The following is a 20,466-nucleotide window of genomic DNA, read 5'->3' on the forward strand; positions in this document are numbered from 1 at the left end:
CAAGGCCGCCGGTCGGCACGCTGATTCGGCTGAACGTACCGATTATACCCTGAAAAGTGAGCACTCCGCGCCAAACGACAAGGGGCGGAACTCGCGTCCCGCCCCTGCCCTATCTACTTGATTGTACTGGATTAAGTTGCCGGCTTGAGCACCGGCGTCCACTTCGCGATCTCGTTCTTGACGAGCGTCGCGAGCGCCTCCGGCGTACGGTTGGCGGGCGCCGGGATCACGCTGCCGAGGTCGAGCAGGCGCTTGCGGACGTTCTCATCGTCAAGCGCCTTGATGGCCGCGGCATTCAACGTGGCGATGATGGCGGGCGAAGTTCCCTTCGGCGCGAAAATCGCATTCCAGGCCTGGGCCTGGAACGCCGGCAAGCCGGCTTCCGTCGTGGTCGGCACATTGGGCAGCGACGGGTTGCGCTCGGGGGTCGCGACCGCATAGGCCTTGATGGTGCCGGCGTTGATCTGCGGCACCGCGTTGACGATCTGGTCGCACATGTAGTCGACCTGGCCGGCGACCAGCGCATTCATGGCCGGGCCGGTGCCGTTGAAGGGCACGCCGACCGGCTTGATGCCGAGGATCGAGTTCAGGAGCTCGCAGGAGGCGTGCGAGACCGAACCGATGCCGGCATGCGCGGCGTTGACCTTCTCGGCATTGGCCTTCACGTAGGCGACGAATTCCTTGAGGTCCTTCGGCGGAAAGTCCTTGCGGGCAAGGATCAGGATCGGCGTGCCGGCGAGCAGCGCGACGGGCTCGAAATCCTTTTCCGGGTGGTAGGCAAGCTTCGGATAGAGCGGCACAGAGGCGGCGTGTGTGCCCATATGCCCTGTGATCAACGTATAGCCGTCATTGGCGGCGCGTGCGGCGCGCGTCGTGGCGGTGGTGCCGCCGGCGCCGACCACGTTCTCGATGACGATGCTCTGTCCCAGCGTCTGCGCCATGTGCGCGGTGACGATGCGCGAAATGACGTCGGTCGGGCCGCCGGCTGCGAACGGCACGATCATGGTGATGGTGCGGGTCGGATAATTTTGCGCAGACGCCGGCATGGCGAATGCGCCGAGCGCTACAAATGCCGAAAGGCATGCGCCCGCAAGCGAGCGAATGGACATCATCTCAATTCCTCCCGGTGATCGTTCGACCAATAAAAATGCCGGCCAAATCGGCCGGCATTTTCATTTCACGGGACGACATCGAGTGTCGATTCGACTTCCGCCTGCGGCGCGCCGACGCAGGGCCGACGGCTCGCTCAGCCCTCGGATTCCACGAACACTTCGTCGCGCTTGGCACGCAAGGTCGGCAGCACGGCAAGCACCAGGAGACCGGCCGCGATCGCCAGCAGCACCGCCGACAGCGGCCGCGAGACGAACACGCTCCAGTCGCCGCGCGAGATCAACAGCGCGCGACGCAGGTTCTCCTCCATCAGCGGGCCCAGCACCATGCCGAGCAGCAGCGGTGCCGGCTCGAAATCGTGCTTGATCAGCCAATAGCCGACCAGGCCGAACACGCCGGCGAGCACGACGTCGACCGGCGCGTTGTTCACCGAGTAGATGCCGATCGCGCAGAACACCACGATCGAGGGGAACATCAGGCGGTACGGCACGCGCAGCAGACGGACCCAGATGCCCACCAACGGCAGGTTGATGATGATCAGCATCAGATTGCCGATCCACATCGAGGCGATCATGCCCCAGACCAGATCGGGCTGCTTCTGCATCACCTGCGGGCCCGGCACGATACCATGAATGGTCATCGCACCGACCATCAGCGCCATCACCGCGTTCGGCGGGATGCCGAGCGTTAGCAGCGGGATGAACGAGGTCTGCGCCGCGGCGTTGTTGGCGCTTTCCGGCGCCGCCACGCCCTCGATCGCGCCGCGGCCGAACCGCTTCGGATCCTTCGCCAGCTTCTTCTCCAGCGTATAGGCCGCGAACGAGGCGATCACGGCGCCGCCGCCCGGCAGGATGCCGAGGATCGAGCCAAGCACGGTGCCGCGCAGGATCGCCGGCGTCGAATCCGCGATGTCCTTCCTGGTCGGCATCAGGCCGGTGATCTTCTGCTGCACCAGGTTGCGGTTCATCTCGGCGCCGTGGTCGAGGTTGCGGATGATCTCCGCGAAGCCGAACACACCCATCGCCACGGTGGCAAAGCCGAGACCGTCGGCGAGTTCGGGGATGTTGAAGGCCATGCGCGAGGCGCCGGTCTCGATGTCGGAGCCGACCATCGACAGCAACAGGCCGAACACGATCATCGCGATCGCCTTCAGCACCGAGCCCTTGGCGAGCACCACCGCGAAGATCAGGCCGAGCACCATCAGCGAGAAATATTCAGCCGGACCGAACGCCAGCGCGAGCTTGGTCAGCGGCGCGCCGAGCACGGCGATCAGCACGGTCGCGACGCAGCCGGCGAAGAACGAGCCGATCGCGGCGATCGCCAGAGCCGGACCGGCGCGGCCCTGCTTGGCCATCTGGTGGCCGTCGAGCGCGGTGACGACGGAGGTCGCCTCGCCCGGAATATTGACCAGGATCGAGGTGGTCGAGCCGCCATATTGCGCGCCGTAATAGATGCCGGCGAGCATGATCAGCGCACCGACCGGCGGCAGGCCGAAGGTGATCGGCAGCAGCATGGCGACGGTGGCGATGGTGCCGATGCCCGGCAGCACGCCGACCAGCGTGCCGACCAGTGCGCCGATCAGGCACATCAGAAGGTTGATCGGCGAGAATGCGACCGCGAAACCGTGGGCGAGATTGGCAAACAGTTCCATCACGCCCTCACTGGATCAGGAAACGCGGGAACATCGGCATCGGAAGTCCCAGCACATAGGGGAAAAGCAGCGCGCAGCCGAGGGTCAGACAGGCGCCGACAATGATGGCCTCGACCAATTTCGTCTCCTGCGAGCCCATCGCCGCGATCATGAAGGCGGCAAAGGCGGAGACCACAAGCCCGAGTGGCCGGATCGCCAATGCGAAGAACACGATTGCGGCGGATACGAACAACGGGCCGCGCCAGGAATAGGCCGCGATATGCGGGCCATTCTGCAGAACTCCCATCAGCGCGACACCACCGCCGAGCAACAGCAGCAGCACGGCGAACATGCGCGGCGCGGTTCCGGCGCCGAACGAAAATCCGTGCATGCCCTGCAAATCGCTCGAGGCCCACAAGGCAAACAGCGCAACCGCCATCATGGCGAGCCCGCCGACAAAATCCTGCGGACCGCGCACCCATTTCGGCAAGATCGATTTGACCGGCGCCTCGCTCGGCGTATCGCTCATGACTTCGCTTCCCCCGTCAGGGCTGTCCCGCCCGTTTTGATTGAATGGCTTGGTTTGTGGTGCGTTGACCGAAAGCCTTGCTAGCGATTTTCGTCAGATAACGCCAGCGAAACCCAAGAGGCCTCCGGCCAGCAACATCCACAAAGGGTTGATCCGCGTCGCAAAAGCAAGCGCGGCCGCGACAATGGTGATCAGGACCGCGATCCAACTTTGGTCTGAGGTCTGCGCCACGATCAGGCCGGAGGCCGCCATCAGACCGATCGACAGCGGAACCAGTGCCGCCTGGATCATCGCCGGCCAGCGCGCCTCGCGCGAGCGATCGAGGAAACGGCTCACATAATAGGCAAGCAGCGCGGTCGGTCCGCACATCGCCACCGTCGCGGCCAACGCCCCGGCGACGCCTGCGACAGAATAGCCTATCAAGGTCACGATCAGCACGTTCGGCCCCGGCGAGAGCTGCGAGATCGCGAATACGTCGGCGAACTGCTTGTCGGTCAGCCAGTGATGCACGTCGACGGCGGCACGGTGCATTTCGGGAATCGCCGAATTGGCGCCGCCGACCGCAAACAGCGACATCAGGCCGAAGGTCCAGACCAGCGCCGCGATCGGGTTGGACTCCGAGCTCATGCCCGTACCATGCGGCGCGCCAGGACCGTCGTCGCAATGCTGAGCGGGATCGCCACCAGCAGCACGATCTGGAGCGGCCAGCGGATCAGTCCGATCGCGACGAAAACAGCAGCCAGAATGACAAGGCCCGTGACATCGCGCCGCTTCAGGAGCGGCATCATCATCTTGAAGACGACTGCGAACAGCAGCCCGGCCGCGGCGCAGGCGACGCCGGCGAGCGTCCGGCGCAGCACGTCGATGTCGCCGTAGCGGGCATAGAGCGCGGCAAGGATGGTCGCGATCACCATCGGCGGCCCGACCAGCCCGGCGAAGGCCGCGAGCCCGCCGGCTATGCCGCGAAAGCGCGAGCCGAACACGACCGACAGGTTGACGATGTTCGGACCCGGCAGGAAATGGCACAGCGCGAAGGTCTCGTTGAACTCCTCCGCGGTCATCCAGCGGTGCTGCTCGACGATCGCGCGCCGGGCCCAGACCAGAACCCCGCCAAAGCCGGCCAGCGACATCTTGGCAAAGGCCAGGAACAGCTCGAGCAGGCCGGGCTGGTGGGGCGGCGATGGTACGGGGGCATCCGGCGCCGGGGCGGCAACCGGCGGAGAATCCGGGGGCATGGACAAAACCTAGAACGGCGCCGGGACAGCGCCAAGACCCTGGCCAAGACCCTGGCCAACCCGAAATCGGTGGGTTTTCACAGCCGAAAGGGCCTGAATCGGCTCTGTTTTTCTAAGACTTTGCCGCTATATTGGGGGTGCCGGTTCGCCGGCTATGGAAATAAATGACCGTCGCAATAAACCATTCGGACCCGGGGCGGTACCCGGCGCCTCCACCAAAACCCATCCGTCGCGGTGGCTTTTGGCGGGGGCGAAATAGGATCGACGAGGGCGTAAAGGGCGTGTTTTTTCTCGGTATGGTTCCGCCGACATCGGGCCAATGCAATAGTTGCCAACGACAACTTTGCTCCGGTTGCTCAGGCTGCGTAACGCAGTTTGAAAGACCATCTTAAAGTCCTAGCGGGTTAAGCTCCGCTAGGCGGGGTTCGGAGGCACCTGGCAACAGAAGCCTCCACTTTATCCCTTGTTTCCCAATCGGGCGTCCGCGCGCATTTCAGCGGCCAGCCCTGCTGATTTCCGGCTCCCGGCGGGGTAGCATGGCAAAAGGGCGAGTCGGACGGTCCGGCGCCGCCCTGGCCGGCATTTTCGAAGCGACAGGATCACCATGGCGACCGATCACATCCGATATGACGTGCTGGCGCGCGATGCGCTGCGCGGGGTGCTGCGCCGGGTGTTGTCCGACGCAGCCGAACATGGCCTGCCGGGTGAACATCATTTCTACATCACCTTCCTGTCGCACGGCGACGGCGTGAAGCTGTCGCCCCGGCTGCTCGCGCAGTATCCGGAAGAGATGACCATCATCCTGCAGCACCAGTTCTGGGATCTGGTGGTGACCGAGGATCGCTTCGAGGTTGGCCTGTCGTTCGGCGGGATTCCCGAGCGGCTGACCGTGCCGTTCGCCGCCGTGACGCGCTTCCTCGATCCGTCCGCGCCGTTCGATTTGCGCTTCGATGTCTCGGACGCACTGTCCGAAGAAGCCCCTCCCGCCACGGCGCCGGCCTCTCCCCTGCCAGCCCCTGCGGCCCACGCAGCGGCCGAGACCGAGAATGCCGAGACCGAGCAGGAGCCCGCGAAGCCCAGCGAAGGCGCCGAGGTCGTGCGGCTGGATCGCTTCCGCAAGAAATAATCTAAGCGCAGATCACGCCTCGGCCTTGTAGGATGCTTGCCGGGATCGGGATGACAAATCGTCGTCCCGGCCTACCTTTTGCATGAACGTGCCCTTCGCGCGGACGCTGTCGCGTTGCCGCGCCGGGCCACGTTTTGATGACGCAACGGCAAGCATCCACGGAAAGCATGATGGCTCGATCGACGATCCCCACCAAGGCAAAGACCCGCAGCGAGACCGACAGCTTCGGTCCGATCGACGTTCCCGCCGACCGCTACTGGGGCGCGCAGACCGAACGCTCGCGGCAGAATTTCAAGATCGGCCACGACCGCATGCCGATCGCGATCGTCCATGCACTCGGCATCGTGAAGCTTGCGGCCGCGGAGACCAATCGCGAGCTCGGCCAGCTCGATGCGCGCCGCGCCGGCGCCATCATCCGCGCAGCGAAGGAAGTGATCGAAGGCAAGCTCGACGACAATTTCCCGCTGGTGGTCTGGCAGACCGGCTCGGGCACGCAGAGCAACATGAACGTGAACGAGGTGATCGCCAACCGCGCCAACCAGATGCTCGGCGGCGAGCTTGGCGCCAAGAAGCCGATCCATCCGAACGATCACGTCAACATGAGTCAGTCGTCGAACGACTCGTTTCCGACCGCGATGCATATCGCCGCAGCGAGCCGCATCGTCGCCGATCTGATTCCAGCACTCACCGAACTGCTTCGCGCGTTGCGCAAGAAGGAGAAGGCGTTTGCCAAGATCGTCAAGATCGGGCGCACCCACACCCAGGATGCGACGCCGCTGACGCTCGGCCAGGAATTCTCCGGCTACGCCGCGCAGGTCGAGAGCGGCATCGCGCGGCTGCGCGTCGCGGTGAAGGATCTGTTTCCGCTCGCGCAGGGCGGCACCGCCGTCGGCACCGGCCTCAACTCGAAGCCGCGATTTGCGAAAACCTTCGCGCGCCACGTCGCCAAGATCACCAAGCTGCCGTTCACCAGCGCGGCCAACAAGTTCGAGGCGCTGGCTTCCAACGACGCCTATGTGCTGGTGCACGGCGCGATCAACTCGGTGGCGACCGGCCTGTTCAAGATCGCCAACGATATCCGCTTGCTCGGCTCGGGCCCGCGCTCGGGCCTCGGCGAGTTGATCCTGCCCGAGAACGAGCCGGGCTCGTCGATCATGCCGGGCAAGGTCAATCCGACCCAGTGCGAAGCCATGACCATGGTCTGCTGCCAGGTGTTCGGCAATCAGACCACGATCACCGTCGCCGGCAGCCAGGGCCATTTCGAGTTGAACGTGTACAAGCCTGTGTTGGCATACTGTATGATAAATTCCATTCAGTTGCTGTCTGACGTTGTCCGCTCATTTACCGAGCATTGCGTTGTCGGAATACGCGCCGACGAAAAGCGCATCAACGAACTGATGCAGCGCTCGCTGATGCTGGTCACCGCACTCGCGCCGAAGATCGGTTACGACAACGCAGCCAAGGTCGCCAAGTCGGCGCATGCGCGCGGAACGACGCTGAAGGAAGAGGCTTTGCGGCTCGGATTTGTTTCCGCGGATGAATTTGATCGCCTCGTGCAGCCGGACAAAATGACACACCCGGGCTAAAGCGAAGCGCGCATTGTCCGGATAATTACGGTCAGCGCGCGTGATATAATTATGGATCATAACGCCTAAAGACTAAGGCGCGTTACCTATGAGCTCTGCGCTGGCGCATGGTACAGACGCTCTAGTTTTCGCAGAGCGAAACGGATTTTTGATGCTATCAGAGCATCAAACGGGGATTCGGGATGGATATCGAGCCGGGCGCGTAGCGCAGTTGCTCTTGCTTTCGTCACGATGCATCACCAATTCCGCTCTGGGGACGATGAGGACGACGAGCATGGGCGACGTGGTCAACTTGAAACGATTCAAGAAGCGCGGTGAGCGCGAACAAGCAGCGAAGCAGGCCGAAGCCAATCGTGCGCTATTCGGTCGCACCAAATCCGAACGAGCGCGTGACGAATTCCTCGGCGAGCGCAACGCGCGTGTGCTCGATCAGCACCGCATCGAAAATGGAGACGCATCATGAAGTCTCCCGTCGTCAAGCGCTCGATTGTCGTCGCCGGACACAAGACCAGCGTCAGCCTCGAAGAAGCCTTCTGGAATGGCATGAAGGAGATTTCCGGTCTGCGGAACATGACGCTGTCGGAGTTGGTCGGCGAGATCGACAACAACCGTCAGCAGGGCAATTTGTCCTCCGCGATCCGGCTGTTCGTGCTCGACTACTTCCGCTCGCGCGCCACGCCGGCGGTGCCCACGGATGTCAGGCCGCAACAGGTTGACACGCGTCAGCAGGCCTGACGGCCCTCTCCGACCGTCGCCACCAGTAGACGGTCGTTCCGCTGCGCGGGCTCAGCATGAAGGTCAATCGGATCGTCGCGAACGTTGCCGCACCGGACACAGCGGCAGCGAAGTCGTTTTATCGCGACGTGCTTGGCCTCGAGCCCCTGATGGATTTCGGTTGGGTTGCGACTTATGGCTCATCCGAAACAATGCAGGCTCAAATCAGCTTCGCTTCCGAAGGTGGCTCCGGCACGCCGGTGCCTGATCTCTCCATTGAGGTTGACGATCTCGACGAGGCCCTGCGCCGAATGAAGGCAGCCTGCATCGCGATCGAATACGGACCGGCGGATGAGCCGTGGGGCGTGCGGCGCTTCTTCGTCCGCGATCCCTTCGGCAAGCTGATCAATATTCTCCAGCACCGATCATGAGCCAGCGCTTCGTTTGACGCGCTGTCTTGACGCGAACCGGTGCCCACTTCGCTTGAAAGCGCGTTTAGTTCTGCATCGCCGGCCGCTGCGGTGGATTGGCGACCTGCGGCGTCAGCGACAGCGGGGGCCGCAGCGGCTTTGGCCTGGCCGCGCCGGGCGCCGGCTTGACCTCGATCGGCGGCGGCAGCGGCGCCAGCTGCGGCTGGCTCGCAAGCGACGCGGGCGGCGCAATGGCGGGCGCGGTGGCGGCCGGCGGGACAGTCGGCGGCCGCGGCGCAACGATCTTCGGCTTCGCCGGCACGCGGCGCGGATCAGGACCAGGCCCCGGCAAGTTGGCGGAAGGCACGCCTGCCGAATTCGGGTTGGATGCATCCGGCGCCGGCTCGGCCGGATGCGGAAGCGCCGTCTGGGTCGGCGGCGGCGCCGGTTCGCCGCGCTCGATGGCGTCGAGCCGCTTGGTCTCCCGGTCGATCGCGCGCACCGCAAGCCACGACGACAGCGCCGCAATGTCGATGCTACGCGATAATCCGTCGGGCGTGCCCACGGCAAGCAACTGGATTTCCGGTCGGCTGTTGGCCGTGCCGACCTGCGTCGATGCCAGGGCGACGCGGATGTCGGCCTGGTCGGCCGGAATGTCGTAGCCGCCGGATACGGTCGCATTGGCACCGTTCGCCGCGAGCGTGGTGGCGCCGACCCGGAGGCGGCCGTCGCGGATGTTGAAGGGGATTTGCGCCGAAGCAATCGACAGCGCGCCGCTCGCGAGCACCGGTTCGAACGATCTGCCGCAGCCGCGTGTCGTCGGTCGCCTGCCCGGAATCGCTGGCGCGGATCGCAACCTCGAAGGCGCGCGGATCGAGGCCCGGAAGGCTCAGCCCCTCCAGCGTCACGGTGCCGCTGCCGGACAGGGCGCCGGTCAACGCCGAGGCGCTGCGGCCCTGCGTCAACAGCGTCATCTGCATCGAGGCGCGTCCCTTGGACATCGCGAGACTGCGGTAGCGCAAGGCTGAACCGTCGATGCCGGACAGCTGCACATTGGCGCTGAGCGCAAGTCCGTTGGCGCCCTGTCGCGCATCGATGGTGGCGGTCGCCTCGCCACCGCCGATCTTGCCCTTGATGCCGTCGAAGGTCAGCGATTGCCCGTCCGACCTGATGGTGCCGCTGACCGGCTGCAGCTCGGCGCCCCCCGGCAGCAGACCGTGCAGCGCTTCGAACGTGACCTTGCCGCGCCAGGCGCTTGTGAGGCCCTGGCCGAGCGGCTCCGTCGCATCGTGACCGGCCGCGCCGATCGCGGCCGCGAAAATCGGCGCCAGCGTGATCTGATCGAGACCGACTTCGCCGTCGACGCTTTTCTGATCGGCGAGCGTCAGCGCCAGATGACCGCGCAGCCGTGAACCGGCGATGATGCTGTCGAGATCGTCGAAGGTCAGCCTGTCGCCCGCGAGCGTGAGCTTCGACGACAGGCGGATGTTTGCAACCGGATCGGCTGGTTTCAGACTGAGCAGCGGACTGATGTCGGCGCTGCGGACGCGGAGGCTGATGCTCGATTTGCCCGCGTTGGCCCCGTCCTTGGTCCAAGGCTCCGCGGTCCCTTCGGCATCCGCGTCGAGCCCTGCGCCCCAGAGCCTTGCCTTCAGCCGCAACGGCGCGCCCCACGCGCCGATCGCCGTGCCCTCGAATTGCGTCGAACCGGCACCGGCTGCGACCGCATGGTCAAGCCCAAGCAGCGCCAGCAAAGCGTTGCCATCGCCGGCCGAGAATTTCGTCTCCGCTGCAACCTCGTTGCGGCGAAGTGCATCGAAATCCAGCGCACGGATCGCGGCCACCTGTGGCGTCACCGAAATCACCGTATTGCCCTTGAGCTGCGGCGTGTCGAGATCGAGCGTCGCGCGCGCGCTGACGCGGTCGGCAGCCTTGCCCTTGCCGAGGTCGAGCGCGAGCCTGGCGCGAACCGGGCCGGCATCCGCGCGGAGCACGCCAAGCCGCGCCGCCAGCGCCGGCGCGAACGGCTGAACCACAGCGGTCAGCCGGCCAAGCGACGCGGCGGTCGCGTCGACCGCGAGCTTGCCGGTCGAATTGGCGCGGTCGAAATTGCCGCTGCCGTCCAGCGTGACATTGTCGGGCTGGCCGATCTTGACGCGCTCGAGCACGATATTCTTCGGGCTATAGGCGATCTTCGCCAGCAGCGGCCGCAATTCCTGCCCGGAAGAGACCGCGCGCCCGACGTCGAGCGACAGCTGCGCCTCGTCGGGCCATTCGCCTTGCGGACCGGCCAGTGAGCGGATCAATGCCGCGGTCGCGTCGAGATCGAGCCGATCCGCCTTCAACTGCGCCTCGACCTTCGAGCCGCTGGTTGCCTCGCGGTACGTAACCGCGACGCGGCCCTCGAGCGTGCCGCTTTCGATCTCCGCCTTCATCGCATCGATCGAAAAGCCCGATGGTGACACCATGACGTCGCCGCGCAAACGCAGCGGCCTCTGGCTGCGATAGGTGGCGTCGCCGCGCCCCTGCAGCCAGGTCATCAGCGCGTCGGGATCGGACGATTCGATGTTGAGCGCGGTCTTGAAGCTGTTCGCCGCTCCAGCTTGCGCGCTGGCACCGCTCATCGAGACCCGCGTGGATCCCGGCGCGCGAAATTCCAGCCGGCGCACCGTCCATGATTTCGCATCCGATCGCAGCTCCGCCGAGATGTCCTGCAATGGACGGCCGCCGAGCATGATCTGCTCGGATGCCAGCTCCACCTGCGCCGGTATCGGGCTTTGCGGAAGACCCGACAACACCGCGCGCATCGCCGGCAGCACGCGGACCGGCTCGACATTGCCATTGCTGCTATCCTTGGCGGCGAACTTGTCGCCGTCGAGCTGCCGCGCCATAAGCGAGGCGCGCAGCAGCGGCGACGCACCGAAACGCAGATCGCCATTGCCGGCGAGCTTCAGCGCACGATCCTCGGCGCCATAGCTCACGTCGATCTGGTCGAGCCGCGCCGCCGAATAATCCGATTTCACCTTGGCCGCGATCCGCCATGGCGGCGCATCGCCGCCGCGCTGACCGGGCGCACCCGCTAGCGTCAGCGTGCCCTCGAACCGCGGCGCGCGGGCCTCGAATGTCAGGATGCCGTCGAGATCGGCCGACACCGGCCGCTGCCCGGGATCGATGCTGAAGTGCAGGCGAGTGCCGCTGCCATCGGCGCTCTGCCCCGAGGAGACCCGAAACGGGTAGCGGTTGCCGTCGAACATGAAATTGCCGTCACCCCGGATCGCGCCGGCAAGCGAGCGGACGTCGCCACTGAAGGCAATGTCGTTGAGCTCGAGCGTGCTGCGGCTCGCTGCATCATGCAGCGCGATGCGGCCGGTCAGGTTGAGCCGGTCGATCGCCAGCGAAGCGAGGTTGAAGCTCCCGCTCGACGGCGACCAGTCGATCCGCCCTTTCGGGTCCAGCCCGAGATCGAGCGACACGCCGTTGATGGTGAGCTCGTTCGCGCGCCACTCGCCGCGCATCAGCGAGCTCAGGCTGAGTTCGACGTCGAGATTGGCAGCCCGAATCTTGCCGAGGTCGTTGGCGCCGCCGACGGTGACCGTCTTCAACCGCAGCGAGGGTGCCGGCAGCAGACGCGCGTCGAGATTGCCGGCGACGCGAATCGGCACGCCGATGATCTTGGACGCCTCCGCCTCGAACTGCGGCCGGAACTGGTTCCAGTCAACGAAATATGGACCGACCAGCGCCGCGACCAGTGCAAGAATGAAGGCAATTGCCAGGCCGAGCAGCGTCGTCTGCACGGTGTCTCCCTTTGAGCCAGCTCCGGGGCAGCCTCCTCATGCTGAACCCTTTGCCAACCTCTGGCCGGAGCAACCCAAATATAGAGACAAGTACGGCGAAGTCACAGCCGGTTTACTGCTGGGACTCTGGACAGATGGTTGATTTCCCGTTCAAGCGTGCGTGTGCCGGCCTCGCCGCGGATCGCTGCCCGCGGGAACGTCACCAGCTCGCCGGCAGCCGCTTCAGCCCGCGCAGCACGAAGGTCGGGCGCCACTCCGGATTTTCCGCGTCATCGAGCCGCAGGTCGGGAATCCGGCCCAGCAGTGTCGAGATCGCGATCTCGGCCTCGATCCGCGCCAGCTGGGCGCCGAGACAGAAATGGATGCCTCCGCCGAACGACAGCGGCTTGACGTTCGGCCGCCGGATGTCGAGCCTTTCGGGGTGGTCGGGGTAGACAGCCTCGTCGTGATTGGCCGAGCCTAGGAGGCACAGCACGCTCTCGCCCTTCGGGATGCGCTTGCCACCGAGGTCGTCGATGTCCTCCAGCGCGACACGGCCGGTCAGCTGCACCGAGGAATCGTAACGCAGAAACTCCTCGATCGCGTTGGTGATCAGGCCGGGATTGGCCTTCAGCAGCGCGAGTTGGTCCGGGTTGCGGAACAGCGCCAGCAGGCCGTTGCCGATCAGGTTCACGGTCGTCTCGTGGCCGGCGCCGAACAGCAGGATGATGTTGCCGGTCAGTTCCTCGTTGGTGAGCTTCTGGCCGTCCTCTTCGGCCTGCACCAGCTGGGTGGTGAGGTCGTCGCCGGGCTGCTTGCGGCGCAGCTCGAACAGCTGATGGAAATACATCGCCGCCATCGCATTGGCGGCGTTGCCCTGCTTGATTTCCTCGGGCGTCAGCGGCACCGGCTCGAGGATGCGGCCGCCATCGCGCGAACCGTTGTAGAAGGCCTCGCGATGTTCCTCGGGGATGCCGAGCATGTCGCAGATGATGGTGACCGGCAGGCGGAACGCGAAATCCTCGATCAGGTCCATCTTGCCTTGCGGAATGATGCGGTCGAGCGTCTCGTCGACGACGTGCTGGATGCGCGGCCGCATGTCCTCGATTCGCCGCGCGGTGAAGGCCTTGACGACAAGGCCGCGCAGGCGGCTGTGGTCGGGCGGATCTTGCTGCAGCATCCAGTGGCTCATGCTGCGGAAGACCGGCTCCTCCATGATCTTCGGACCGTAGCGGCGGATTGAGCGCTCGGCAAAATCCTTGCCGAACCGCTTGTCGCGCAGCACGAGGCTCGCCTCGGCGTGCCGGCTGGCGACGAAAGCGCCGTGCACATTGACATGCATCGGATCGAGGCGGCGCAGCCGCTCGTAATACGGATAGGGATTGCGAATGAATTCAGGCGCCAGTGGATTGAAAAGCGGCTCGCCGCTCGCCGGCTGAACTTGCTCGTTCATGGTGACCTCGTTCGCACGCTACGCCTGGGCCTTAAAGCCTGGCGTGCCCTGGTGTCATCCTCAAGACCGCATCATCACGGATGCGGCTGTTCTGGTTCTGTCGAATGCAACTCGATACACTCTTGTATCGAGTTGCATTGTGCCCTAAAATGCGCCGATGTCAAGGGTTCGAACCAGACCGACACGGGACGACACCTGCGAGAAGCTGTTCGAGGCGGCGGCGCGGGTGTTCGAGGAACAGGGCATTGGCGGCGCCAGCATCGAGGCGATCGCGGCCGCGGCGGGCTTCACCCGCGGCGCCTTCTATTCGAACTTCAAGAGCAAGGACGAGCTGATCTTCGCGATGCTCGAGGATCACGTCGAGCAATCGATCCGGCGCAATCTCGACTTGCTCGCCCGGCACAGCAACCTGGCCGACTTCCTCGAAGCGCTGCGCACCATGGATCGCAGCCGACAGGATCCGCTCGGCCGCTCCCCTCTCCTGCACATGGAGATGATTCTGTTCGTGGCGCGCGCCGAGAAGCGCCGGCCCGAGCTCGCCAAACGTCTGCGCGCGCGGCGCAAGCTGATCGCCGACATTGTCACGACTGCGCAGAAGAACAGCGGCCGGAACGGCAAACTCGATCCGGATTGGACCGGAGCGATCGTGCTGGCGCTGGAAGATGGTTTCCGCCTGCACCGCCTGATCGATCCGGAAACCACCCCCGCCGACAGCTGCCTGCGCGCGATCACCGACCTGCAGCGCGCCATCGGCGTTTCGTCGGCCTGACGCGTCAGGCCGCGCTTGCGACCTTGTGCATCTGTCCGGCGACGGCGCGGACCTTGCGGGGCGAGGCCTGCCAGATCGCAAATGCCGACAGCAGGCTGACGGCGATCCCGAGCAGGAAGGCGCTGGTATAGCTGCCCGAGAGATCATAGAGTTGGCCGGTGATCCAGGGGCCCGCAGCGCCGCCGGCGAGCGCAGCCAGCATCACGGTGCCGAAGATGCTGCCGTAATGCTTGCCCTGGAAGATCTCCAGCACGACCGGTCCCATCACGGATGTCAGGCCATAACCAAGCGCGCCCTGGGTGAAGACCATGAGATAGATCAGCGTCATGTTGGGCCAGTATTTCAAGGCGGCAAGCGCAGCGAAGCAGATCACGAAGCCGAAGCAGGAGATCGCCCACACCCACTCCCGGCCGATGCGATCGGAGAGATGCCCGAGCCAGATCTGGCCGGGAATGCCGAGCAGGCTGACGACCCCAAGCGCCCAGACCCCGACATTGGAGCTGAAGCCGATATCGAGCAGGAATTTGGTCTGATGCACCTGCACCGCGTACCAGATGTACAGGCCGCAGAAATAACCGATCGCAATCCACCAGAACCGCGCGGTGCGTAGCGCACGCGACAGCGTCCAGTCGGTGCCGGCCCACACGGGGTCGACGATATTCGATGCCGGCCTGGCTGACGTCGCCGTCGGCGCGGCATCGCCGTCCGGCTGCAGGCCGATGTCCTCCGGCCGCTTATGCAGCAAGAGATTGATCGGCGCCAGCACGACCAGCACCGCGATCCCCATTGCGGTGCAGGCGGTGCGCCAGCCGGTGTGCTCGATCATGTGCTGCACCCACGGCAGCAACGTCACCGAGCCGATGCCGACGCCGGCGAAGGCCAGCCCGATCGCAAGTCCGCGGCGGCGGAGGAACCAGTTCGGCACGAACAGCGATTGTCCGGAATAGCCGAGGCAGACGCTGCCAGCGCCGACCAGCACGCCGATCGTGAGATAGAGGTGCCAAGGCTGCGTCGTCAGCGGCGCCAGCAGCAGACCCGAACCCATCAAGAGCACGCCAAGCTCCATCACCGCGCGCGGACCGCCGCGGTCCATCAACCGGCCGATCAGCGGACTTGCGATCGCCGAGGCGACAAAGCCGAACGAGAAGGCGCCCGCCGTGATGCCGCGCTCCCAGCCGAATTCCGAGATGATCGGCGGATAGAACAGCGAGAACGCCGTACGCGCGTTGACGCCGATCGCCATGGTGACGAAGGTCACCGCGACGATGATCCAGCCGTAGAAAAAGGGAAGTCGCATCGGACGCAGCATTCCATCCGCAACGGAACAGGCTGGACCGGCGCCGTAGCGGACACTTGGGCAGCCGGCAGCAGGCGCTGCCACCAGCCAGATTCAGGACGACCTGGAGACAGAAGGGCCGACGCATCCGTCGACCCTTGCCGCCACAATCAACCGCCGTGACCGCCTCGTCAACGCTTGCGCGGACGCTTGGCCGACTTTTTGGCTGCCTTCTTCTTGCTAACGACCTTCTTCTTGCCGGCGCGCTTCCCGCCGCCTGATTTGGTGCGCCTGAACGTTGGCCTGCGGAGCGAAAGCTCGGGCCAGGCGATCGGCTGTTCACCGCTGTCCGGGTCGTTGTCGCCGGGCGGATCTTCGGCGCTGTCATCCATCGGCCCTTGCACGACCAGATGGACAAGATAGGCGGTACCGGCCCCATTCAGGTAGTTCGCGAGCGGCTCGTTGTTGCTCGGAAACAGATGCGGATGGGTCACCACGCTGTTTTCCTCGACCGAGAACTTCACCGCCTTGATCGCGGTTCGGGTCATCGCGTCGCCCAGGATCTTCTTGATCGCCTCTTGCGTCTCCTGAGGCAGCACATGGTGGAGAAAGAAGAACCATTTCCGCTTGGCATCATCCTTCCCGTAGTCCTTGCTCGGATAGGCACCGATGCGGAACGCCACGCGCCGCAACCTGTGGCTCGGATCAAACAGCTTTTCTTTCTTGTTGTGCTTGCGAAGAGTAGCCAGATCCTTGCCGCTGAAGAGCTCATTCAGCCGGTCCACGATTTCAGCATCGGGACCGCTGCCGACGGGAAGTAGCGCACCCATTTGTCGTCTCCCTTTGTGCAATTTGATTCAGTCGTAAAAACCTGGACAGATAGCACCGCGGAATTGCCGGCGCGGCCTCCGGTCGAACCAGTACATGTTTCCGCCTCGGCCAATGATCGGCCCAGCACACGCTTGGACCGCGCTTGCGAGCTCCCAGGCCGCAAGCGGCAAGCGCAGTCAACTGCTCGATGCTCGATACCGCGCGCTCAATCGAGAGCGTGCGCCCGGTCTGCTTGCGTAGCCGGGCTGCGCCCTTGGCGAGAATCCAGCGGTCCGCCGCGCACTCGCAACCGAGCTCGGAATTGGCGGCGAGCCGGCCGCCTTTCGACAGATGGTGTCCGACTTCGTGAAGCAGGGCGAAGACCAGGCCATCGGCGTTCATCGCCGCGTGGTAAGCCAGTCCGCCATAGATCCGCACGACGCGGTCGTTGCCACGAATGAAGGCCTGGGCATTGACGGTTGCGCTGCCTTCGTCGAGCTCGAAAAGCAGATCGGGAAACGCACGCCTGAAATCGGCCAGGATGTCGCAAAGGAGCGCGTCCCTGCACGCGCGGGCGCTTCCTTTGCCGACCGGTTCGCCCGTCATATTCGCGAACAACATGAGATCATCCGAATGGGATCAGAACAATTTCACTCGCAACTCAATTATTATTGGCTTCGTTCGAACTTCGACTCGCTTTGACCGTCTTTCCCGCGCCACCGACAAAGGGCGCGAAGATCATCGCGCCGGTCTCGTGAAGCAGCGCGGTCGCGCGGTCCAGCTCCTTCGTGCCCTCCTCGGCCTCATCGCTCCGCCCGGAGCGCAACAGCAGATCGGCGCGAACCGATCGGGCAAGACATTCCGGAATGCGCGCGTGCCGCTTGACCGCAACCGCAATCGCCTCGTCGACGGCGGACAACGCTGCCGCCGCATCTCCTTTCTGCCGATACGCGTTCGCCAGATCGGCGAGAATCCGTGCTTCGTTTTCAAGGCCGGCCTTGCGGGTTCGCGCGAAGTCGAGCGCGGCCGTCAGATCCTCGATCGATGATGTGATCCGGCCTGCCACCATATGGGACAGGCCGCGGCTGGCCTGGGCGTAGACGCGCAAATATGGATTGCCGCTTTTGACCGCGAGCGAGAAGCCGCGATCGGCGTGGTGCTGGGCCAGTCCGACGTCGCCTTCGGACCAGGCGAGGTCGACATAAGCGAGGCTCGGAATGACGTAGTGAATGGCATCGACCTGGCTGCCATCCAGTTGCAGCACGCGATCGAGCAGCGGCCGGGCCTCGGACCCGCGCCCCAGCATCACGAGCGTCTGCCCGCGCATGGCGGTCAACCAGACCTCGACGTCGAATCCAAGCGTCTCCCGGTCCGACTTCACGATCTCCGAGGCGCGCGCGGCCGCCTCCATGTTCATCTGCAGCGCCTCCGACATCCGTCCCGAGAGCCGGAGAGCGTGGCAGAGAATGGCCTTCAGCGTGACCTGGACACTGGTGTCGGTGCCGGTGTCGGCAAGCGCCTTGGCTTCCAGCACCCGCTCGACATATTCGTCGGCCGAGCCGCCATTCGCCAAAATCCGGCCGTAGGCAGCGTGAATCAGCGTGTTGGCGCGCAGGTCCCCCATCGCGAGCGCGAGGCCGCGGGCTTCCTCGAAATAGACCTGCGCATCGGCGGCGGAAATTCCCTCGCGCCAGCCGAAATTCACGATCTGGCCACAGGCCATCATCTTCAGATAGTCGGTCATTTGCGATGGGGGCTGGTGCGTCAGCAGTTCACGCACCTTCTTCCAGCTTCGCAAGGCCTGACTGGGATCGTTCGCACCGACCCAGACCGCCGCACGCATGTGCTGCTGCGCCGCCTTCAAATGTTCGCCGGCATGCTCCCAGTGGTAGGCGAGAAGCGACGCCCGTTCCTCGGCGCGATCCTTGAACAGCTTCTCGATCGCCTGCGCGACGGCCGCGTGAAGCTCGCGGCGCCGTTCGTGCAACAGCGACAGATAAGCGACTTCCTGGATCAGCGGATGACGAAACGCGATCAGCCGCTGCTCAAAGGGAGGCACGTCATAGAGCAGTTCGGCGCGTCGCAAATGTCCTACGGCTTCCAGCAGCTCGGCTTTCGCCAGTCCGGCAACGGCATCGAGAACCGACAACGAAATCTCGCGCCCGGCAACCGAAGCGACCTCGAGGGCTCTTTTTGCGTGTTCGTCGAGGCGATCGATGCGCGCCGCGACCACTGCTTGCACGGTCGTCGGAAGCGGAATTGTGTCGATGCCGCCCTTCAGCCGGTACGCGCCCTTCTCGCCCTCGAAGTCGCCGCGCTCGACGAGGGCGCTCATGAGCTCTTCCAGGAAGAACGGATTGCCGTGCGCGCGCTCGACGATGTTCCGGCTCAACAGCGCCAGCGACGGGTCGGTACCAAAATGATCGCGCAAGATCGATTGCGCCTCCGCCGGCCCAAGCGGAGCCATGTTGATCTGCCGGTAATGCGACCGCTGCATCAGCGGCGCGCTCAATCCGGCCCTGAAATTGACCAGCAGCATCGTCGTGGTTCCGACCACGGCGTCGGCAAGGGCCTCGACGAACTCCTCGCTCGCCGGATCGATCCAGTGCAGATCGTCGATCAGGACGACCGTCACATTGTCACGAGGTGCGGCGCGTACCAGTTCGCCGACGAAATCGAGCAATTGGGCCTTGCGGGCCTTGGGATCCAGTTTCGGCGCGGGCTGGTGCGGGTCCGCCAGACCGAGGAATTCCAGCAGCACGGGTGCCAGATGATCGGAGACCGGCATCGCCGCCAAACGGTCGAAGACACGGCGGCGCGAAACGTCCGGCGCTTCCTCCTTGATGCGAAGCCCGAAAATATCCCGAAGCAGCGCCAGCACCGGCTGAAACGGCGTTGCGCGGCCGTGCGCGAGCACACGCGCCTCAAAGACGCGGATGCCCTTGCTGCGACAACTCTCGGCAAATTCGAAGCAAAGGCGACTCTTTCCTATGCCGGCTTCGCCAACGACACCGATCGCCCGGCCATCTCCCTTGCGGGTGTTCTCGAGTTCAGCCGTCAGCGCCGCAAACTCGTCGGCGCGGCCGGTCAAGGGACTCAACCGTCGTCCGGTCCGGAACACACCGCTCGACGGCGCATGCTGGAGGCCCCTCAGCCTGAGCACCTCGATAGGGGCCGCGAGCCCCCGAATGGCCTGCTCGCCAAGCGACTCCACCTCCACGAACTGCTTCGCGACAGCGTAGGTTTCCCTCGAGACCAGAATGGTGCCGGGCTCGGCAAGGTGCTCCAGTCGACTGGCGAGGTGCACGTTCGCGCCCGCGGCGTCATAGGTTTGATAGATGCCGTGCTCGATGGCCTGGAAGACGACCTCACTTGTGTGGACGCCGACGCGGATTTGCATATCGACGTCATGCAGCCGCTTGACGTCATCCTGCATCGCCAACGCCGCGAGGCAGCCCCGAACGGCGTGATCCTCATGAGGCTGCGGGGCGCCGAACATCGCCATGACGCCGTCGCCCTGGGCCTTATTGACGACGCCGCCGTAGCGGTGAACCGCCTCGTTCATCAGGTCGAGCACCGGCTGCAAGCGGCGCATGCCCAGTTCGGGATCTCCGAGGCTATCGATGATGCCCGTCGAGTTGCTGATATCAGCGAAAAGGATCGTGAGGCGCTTCCGCTCCCCACCCTTGGCATGCAGGCTCCTCAGGGCATGCTCGTGCGACGGCTGAACCCGGGTCGCGTCAATCGCCGTCGCCAACGCAGCGCCACACTTTCCGCAAAAGCGGCTGCTTGATCCGTTCAGGTGGCCGCAAGCTTCACACGTAATTCCGAGAGAGGCCCCGCACCCTTCGCAATACTCATTGGTCGCCCTGTTCTGACAACCGCAACGCAAACATTGCATCGTAGGCCTCTTGAAGAGAGCTGCAGACGCAGGCAACCGCAACAAGTCTTAAAAACAACGCGACAAATATCCACAATCGGGCATCGCTGTGAAGCTTAGCAAAGCCGCCTGCACCTGTCGTGCCATTTTATGACGCACGTGCAG

16 protein-coding genes, 1 other RNA gene and 1 pseudogene are annotated in these 20,466 nt (G+C 64.6%); 7 read left to right on the forward strand and 11 right to left on the reverse strand.

Annotated features, from left to right (window positions below; genetic code table 11):
- Positions 1-131: 131 nt before the first annotated feature.
- The 5 genes from ACSKB9_RS11900 to ACSKB9_RS11920 all read right to left on the reverse strand — a co-directional run bounded on the left by ACSKB9_RS11900 (position 132) and on the right by ACSKB9_RS11920 (position 4,504).
- Positions 132-1,112, reverse strand: coding sequence for a tripartite tricarboxylate transporter substrate binding protein BugD (locus ACSKB9_RS11900; protein ID WP_253625861.1), 981 nt, complete (start codon positions 1,110-1,112; stop codon positions 132-134).
- 134 nt (positions 1,113-1,246) lie between these two features.
- On the reverse strand, positions 1,247-2,761 hold the full coding sequence (locus ACSKB9_RS11905; RefSeq protein WP_018272999.1) for a tripartite tricarboxylate transporter permease: 1,515 nt from the start codon (positions 2,759-2,761) through the stop codon (positions 1,247-1,249).
- 7 nt (positions 2,762-2,768) lie between these two features.
- Entirely contained in the window at positions 2,769-3,269 is a 501-nt protein-coding gene (locus ACSKB9_RS11910) for a tripartite tricarboxylate transporter TctB family protein (protein ID WP_057015038.1), read from the reverse strand.
- A gap of 93 nt (positions 3,270-3,362) precedes the next feature.
- The gene (locus tag ACSKB9_RS11915; RefSeq protein ID WP_076824254.1) at positions 3,363-3,896 is read right to left on the reverse strand and encodes a chromate transporter; all 534 of its coding nucleotides are present in this window, start codon (positions 3,894-3,896) and stop codon (positions 3,363-3,365) included.
- Positions 3,893-4,504, reverse strand: coding sequence for a chromate transporter (locus tag ACSKB9_RS11920; protein ID WP_438073334.1), 612 nt, complete (start codon positions 4,502-4,504; stop codon positions 3,893-3,895). Before ACSKB9_RS11920 ends, ACSKB9_RS11915 begins: the two co-directional genes overlap by 4 nt.
- 101 nt (positions 4,505-4,605) lie before the next feature.
- Here ACSKB9_RS11920 and ssrA point away from each other — a divergent pair.
- The 6 genes from ssrA to ACSKB9_RS11950 all read left to right on the forward strand — a co-directional run bounded on the left by ssrA (position 4,606) and on the right by ACSKB9_RS11950 (position 8,361).
- Positions 4,606-4,960, forward strand: a transfer-messenger RNA (tmRNA) gene (gene ssrA / locus ACSKB9_RS11925).
- A 148-nt stretch (positions 4,961-5,108) separates the two neighbouring features.
- Positions 5,109-5,630, forward strand: coding sequence for an SspB family protein (locus tag ACSKB9_RS11930; RefSeq protein ID WP_438073336.1), 522 nt, complete (start codon positions 5,109-5,111; stop codon positions 5,628-5,630).
- A 167-nt stretch (positions 5,631-5,797) separates the two neighbouring features.
- Positions 5,798-7,216, forward strand: coding sequence for a class II fumarate hydratase (fumC, locus tag ACSKB9_RS11935; protein WP_438073338.1), 1,419 nt, complete (start codon positions 5,798-5,800; stop codon positions 7,214-7,216).
- Positions 7,217-7,490: 274 nt separating this feature from the next.
- Positions 7,491-7,679 carry a DUF4169 family protein gene (locus ACSKB9_RS11940; protein WP_016841076.1) on the forward strand — a complete coding sequence of 63 codons (189 nt, stop codon included), beginning with the start codon at positions 7,491-7,493 and terminating at the stop codon, positions 7,677-7,679.
- A complete protein-coding gene (locus ACSKB9_RS11945; protein ID WP_024580116.1) occupies positions 7,676-7,951 on the forward strand; it encodes a ribbon-helix-helix domain-containing protein in 276 nt (91 codons plus the stop codon). The genes ACSKB9_RS11940 and ACSKB9_RS11945 overlap by 4 nt, the downstream gene beginning before the upstream one ends.
- Before the next feature lie 56 nt (positions 7,952-8,007).
- Positions 8,008-8,361: a VOC family protein gene (locus tag ACSKB9_RS11950; protein WP_076824248.1), complete on the forward strand. Its 354-nt coding sequence runs from the start codon at positions 8,008-8,010 to the stop codon at positions 8,359-8,361.
- 64 nt (positions 8,362-8,425) lie between these two features.
- Here ACSKB9_RS11950 and ACSKB9_RS11955 read toward each other — a convergent pair.
- Positions 8,426-12,134 (reverse strand): annotated as a pseudogene (locus ACSKB9_RS11955) (AsmA family protein).
- Between the two features lie 199 nt (positions 12,135-12,333).
- Positions 12,334-13,566, reverse strand: coding sequence for a cytochrome P450 (locus ACSKB9_RS11960; protein ID WP_438073340.1), 1,233 nt, complete (start codon positions 13,564-13,566; stop codon positions 12,334-12,336).
- Between the two features lie 157 nt (positions 13,567-13,723).
- Between ACSKB9_RS11960 and ACSKB9_RS11965 the strand changes: the two genes are divergently transcribed.
- Positions 13,724-14,335 (forward strand): TetR/AcrR family transcriptional regulator, encoded by a 612-nt coding sequence (locus ACSKB9_RS11965; RefSeq protein WP_438073342.1) that lies wholly within the window; start codon positions 13,724-13,726, stop codon positions 14,333-14,335.
- A 4-nt stretch (positions 14,336-14,339) separates the two neighbouring features.
- Here the strand turns inward: ACSKB9_RS11965 and ACSKB9_RS11970 are convergent, their stop codons facing one another.
- The 4 genes from ACSKB9_RS11970 to ACSKB9_RS11985 all read right to left on the reverse strand — a co-directional run bounded on the left by ACSKB9_RS11970 (position 14,340) and on the right by ACSKB9_RS11985 (position 20,322).
- On the reverse strand, positions 14,340-15,632 hold the full coding sequence (locus ACSKB9_RS11970; protein WP_438073344.1) for an MFS transporter: 1,293 nt from the start codon (positions 15,630-15,632) through the stop codon (positions 14,340-14,342).
- Between the two features lie 170 nt (positions 15,633-15,802).
- Entirely contained in the window at positions 15,803-16,441 is a 639-nt protein-coding gene (locus ACSKB9_RS11975) for a hypothetical protein (RefSeq protein WP_438073346.1), read from the reverse strand.
- The gene (locus ACSKB9_RS11980) at positions 16,401-17,042 is read right to left on the reverse strand and encodes a hypothetical protein (protein ID WP_438073348.1); all 642 of its coding nucleotides are present in this window, start codon (positions 17,040-17,042) and stop codon (positions 16,401-16,403) included. Before ACSKB9_RS11980 ends, ACSKB9_RS11975 begins: the two co-directional genes overlap by 41 nt.
- Before the next feature lie 40 nt (positions 17,043-17,082).
- Positions 17,083-20,322, reverse strand: coding sequence for an AAA family ATPase (locus ACSKB9_RS11985; protein ID WP_438073349.1), 3,240 nt, complete (start codon positions 20,320-20,322; stop codon positions 17,083-17,085).
- Positions 20,323-20,466 lie beyond the last annotated feature (144 nt).

The organism is Bradyrhizobium sp. BR 1433 (genome assembly GCF_051547665.1).
Classification (GTDB): Bacteria; Pseudomonadota; Alphaproteobacteria; order Rhizobiales; family Xanthobacteraceae; genus Bradyrhizobium; species Bradyrhizobium australafricanum.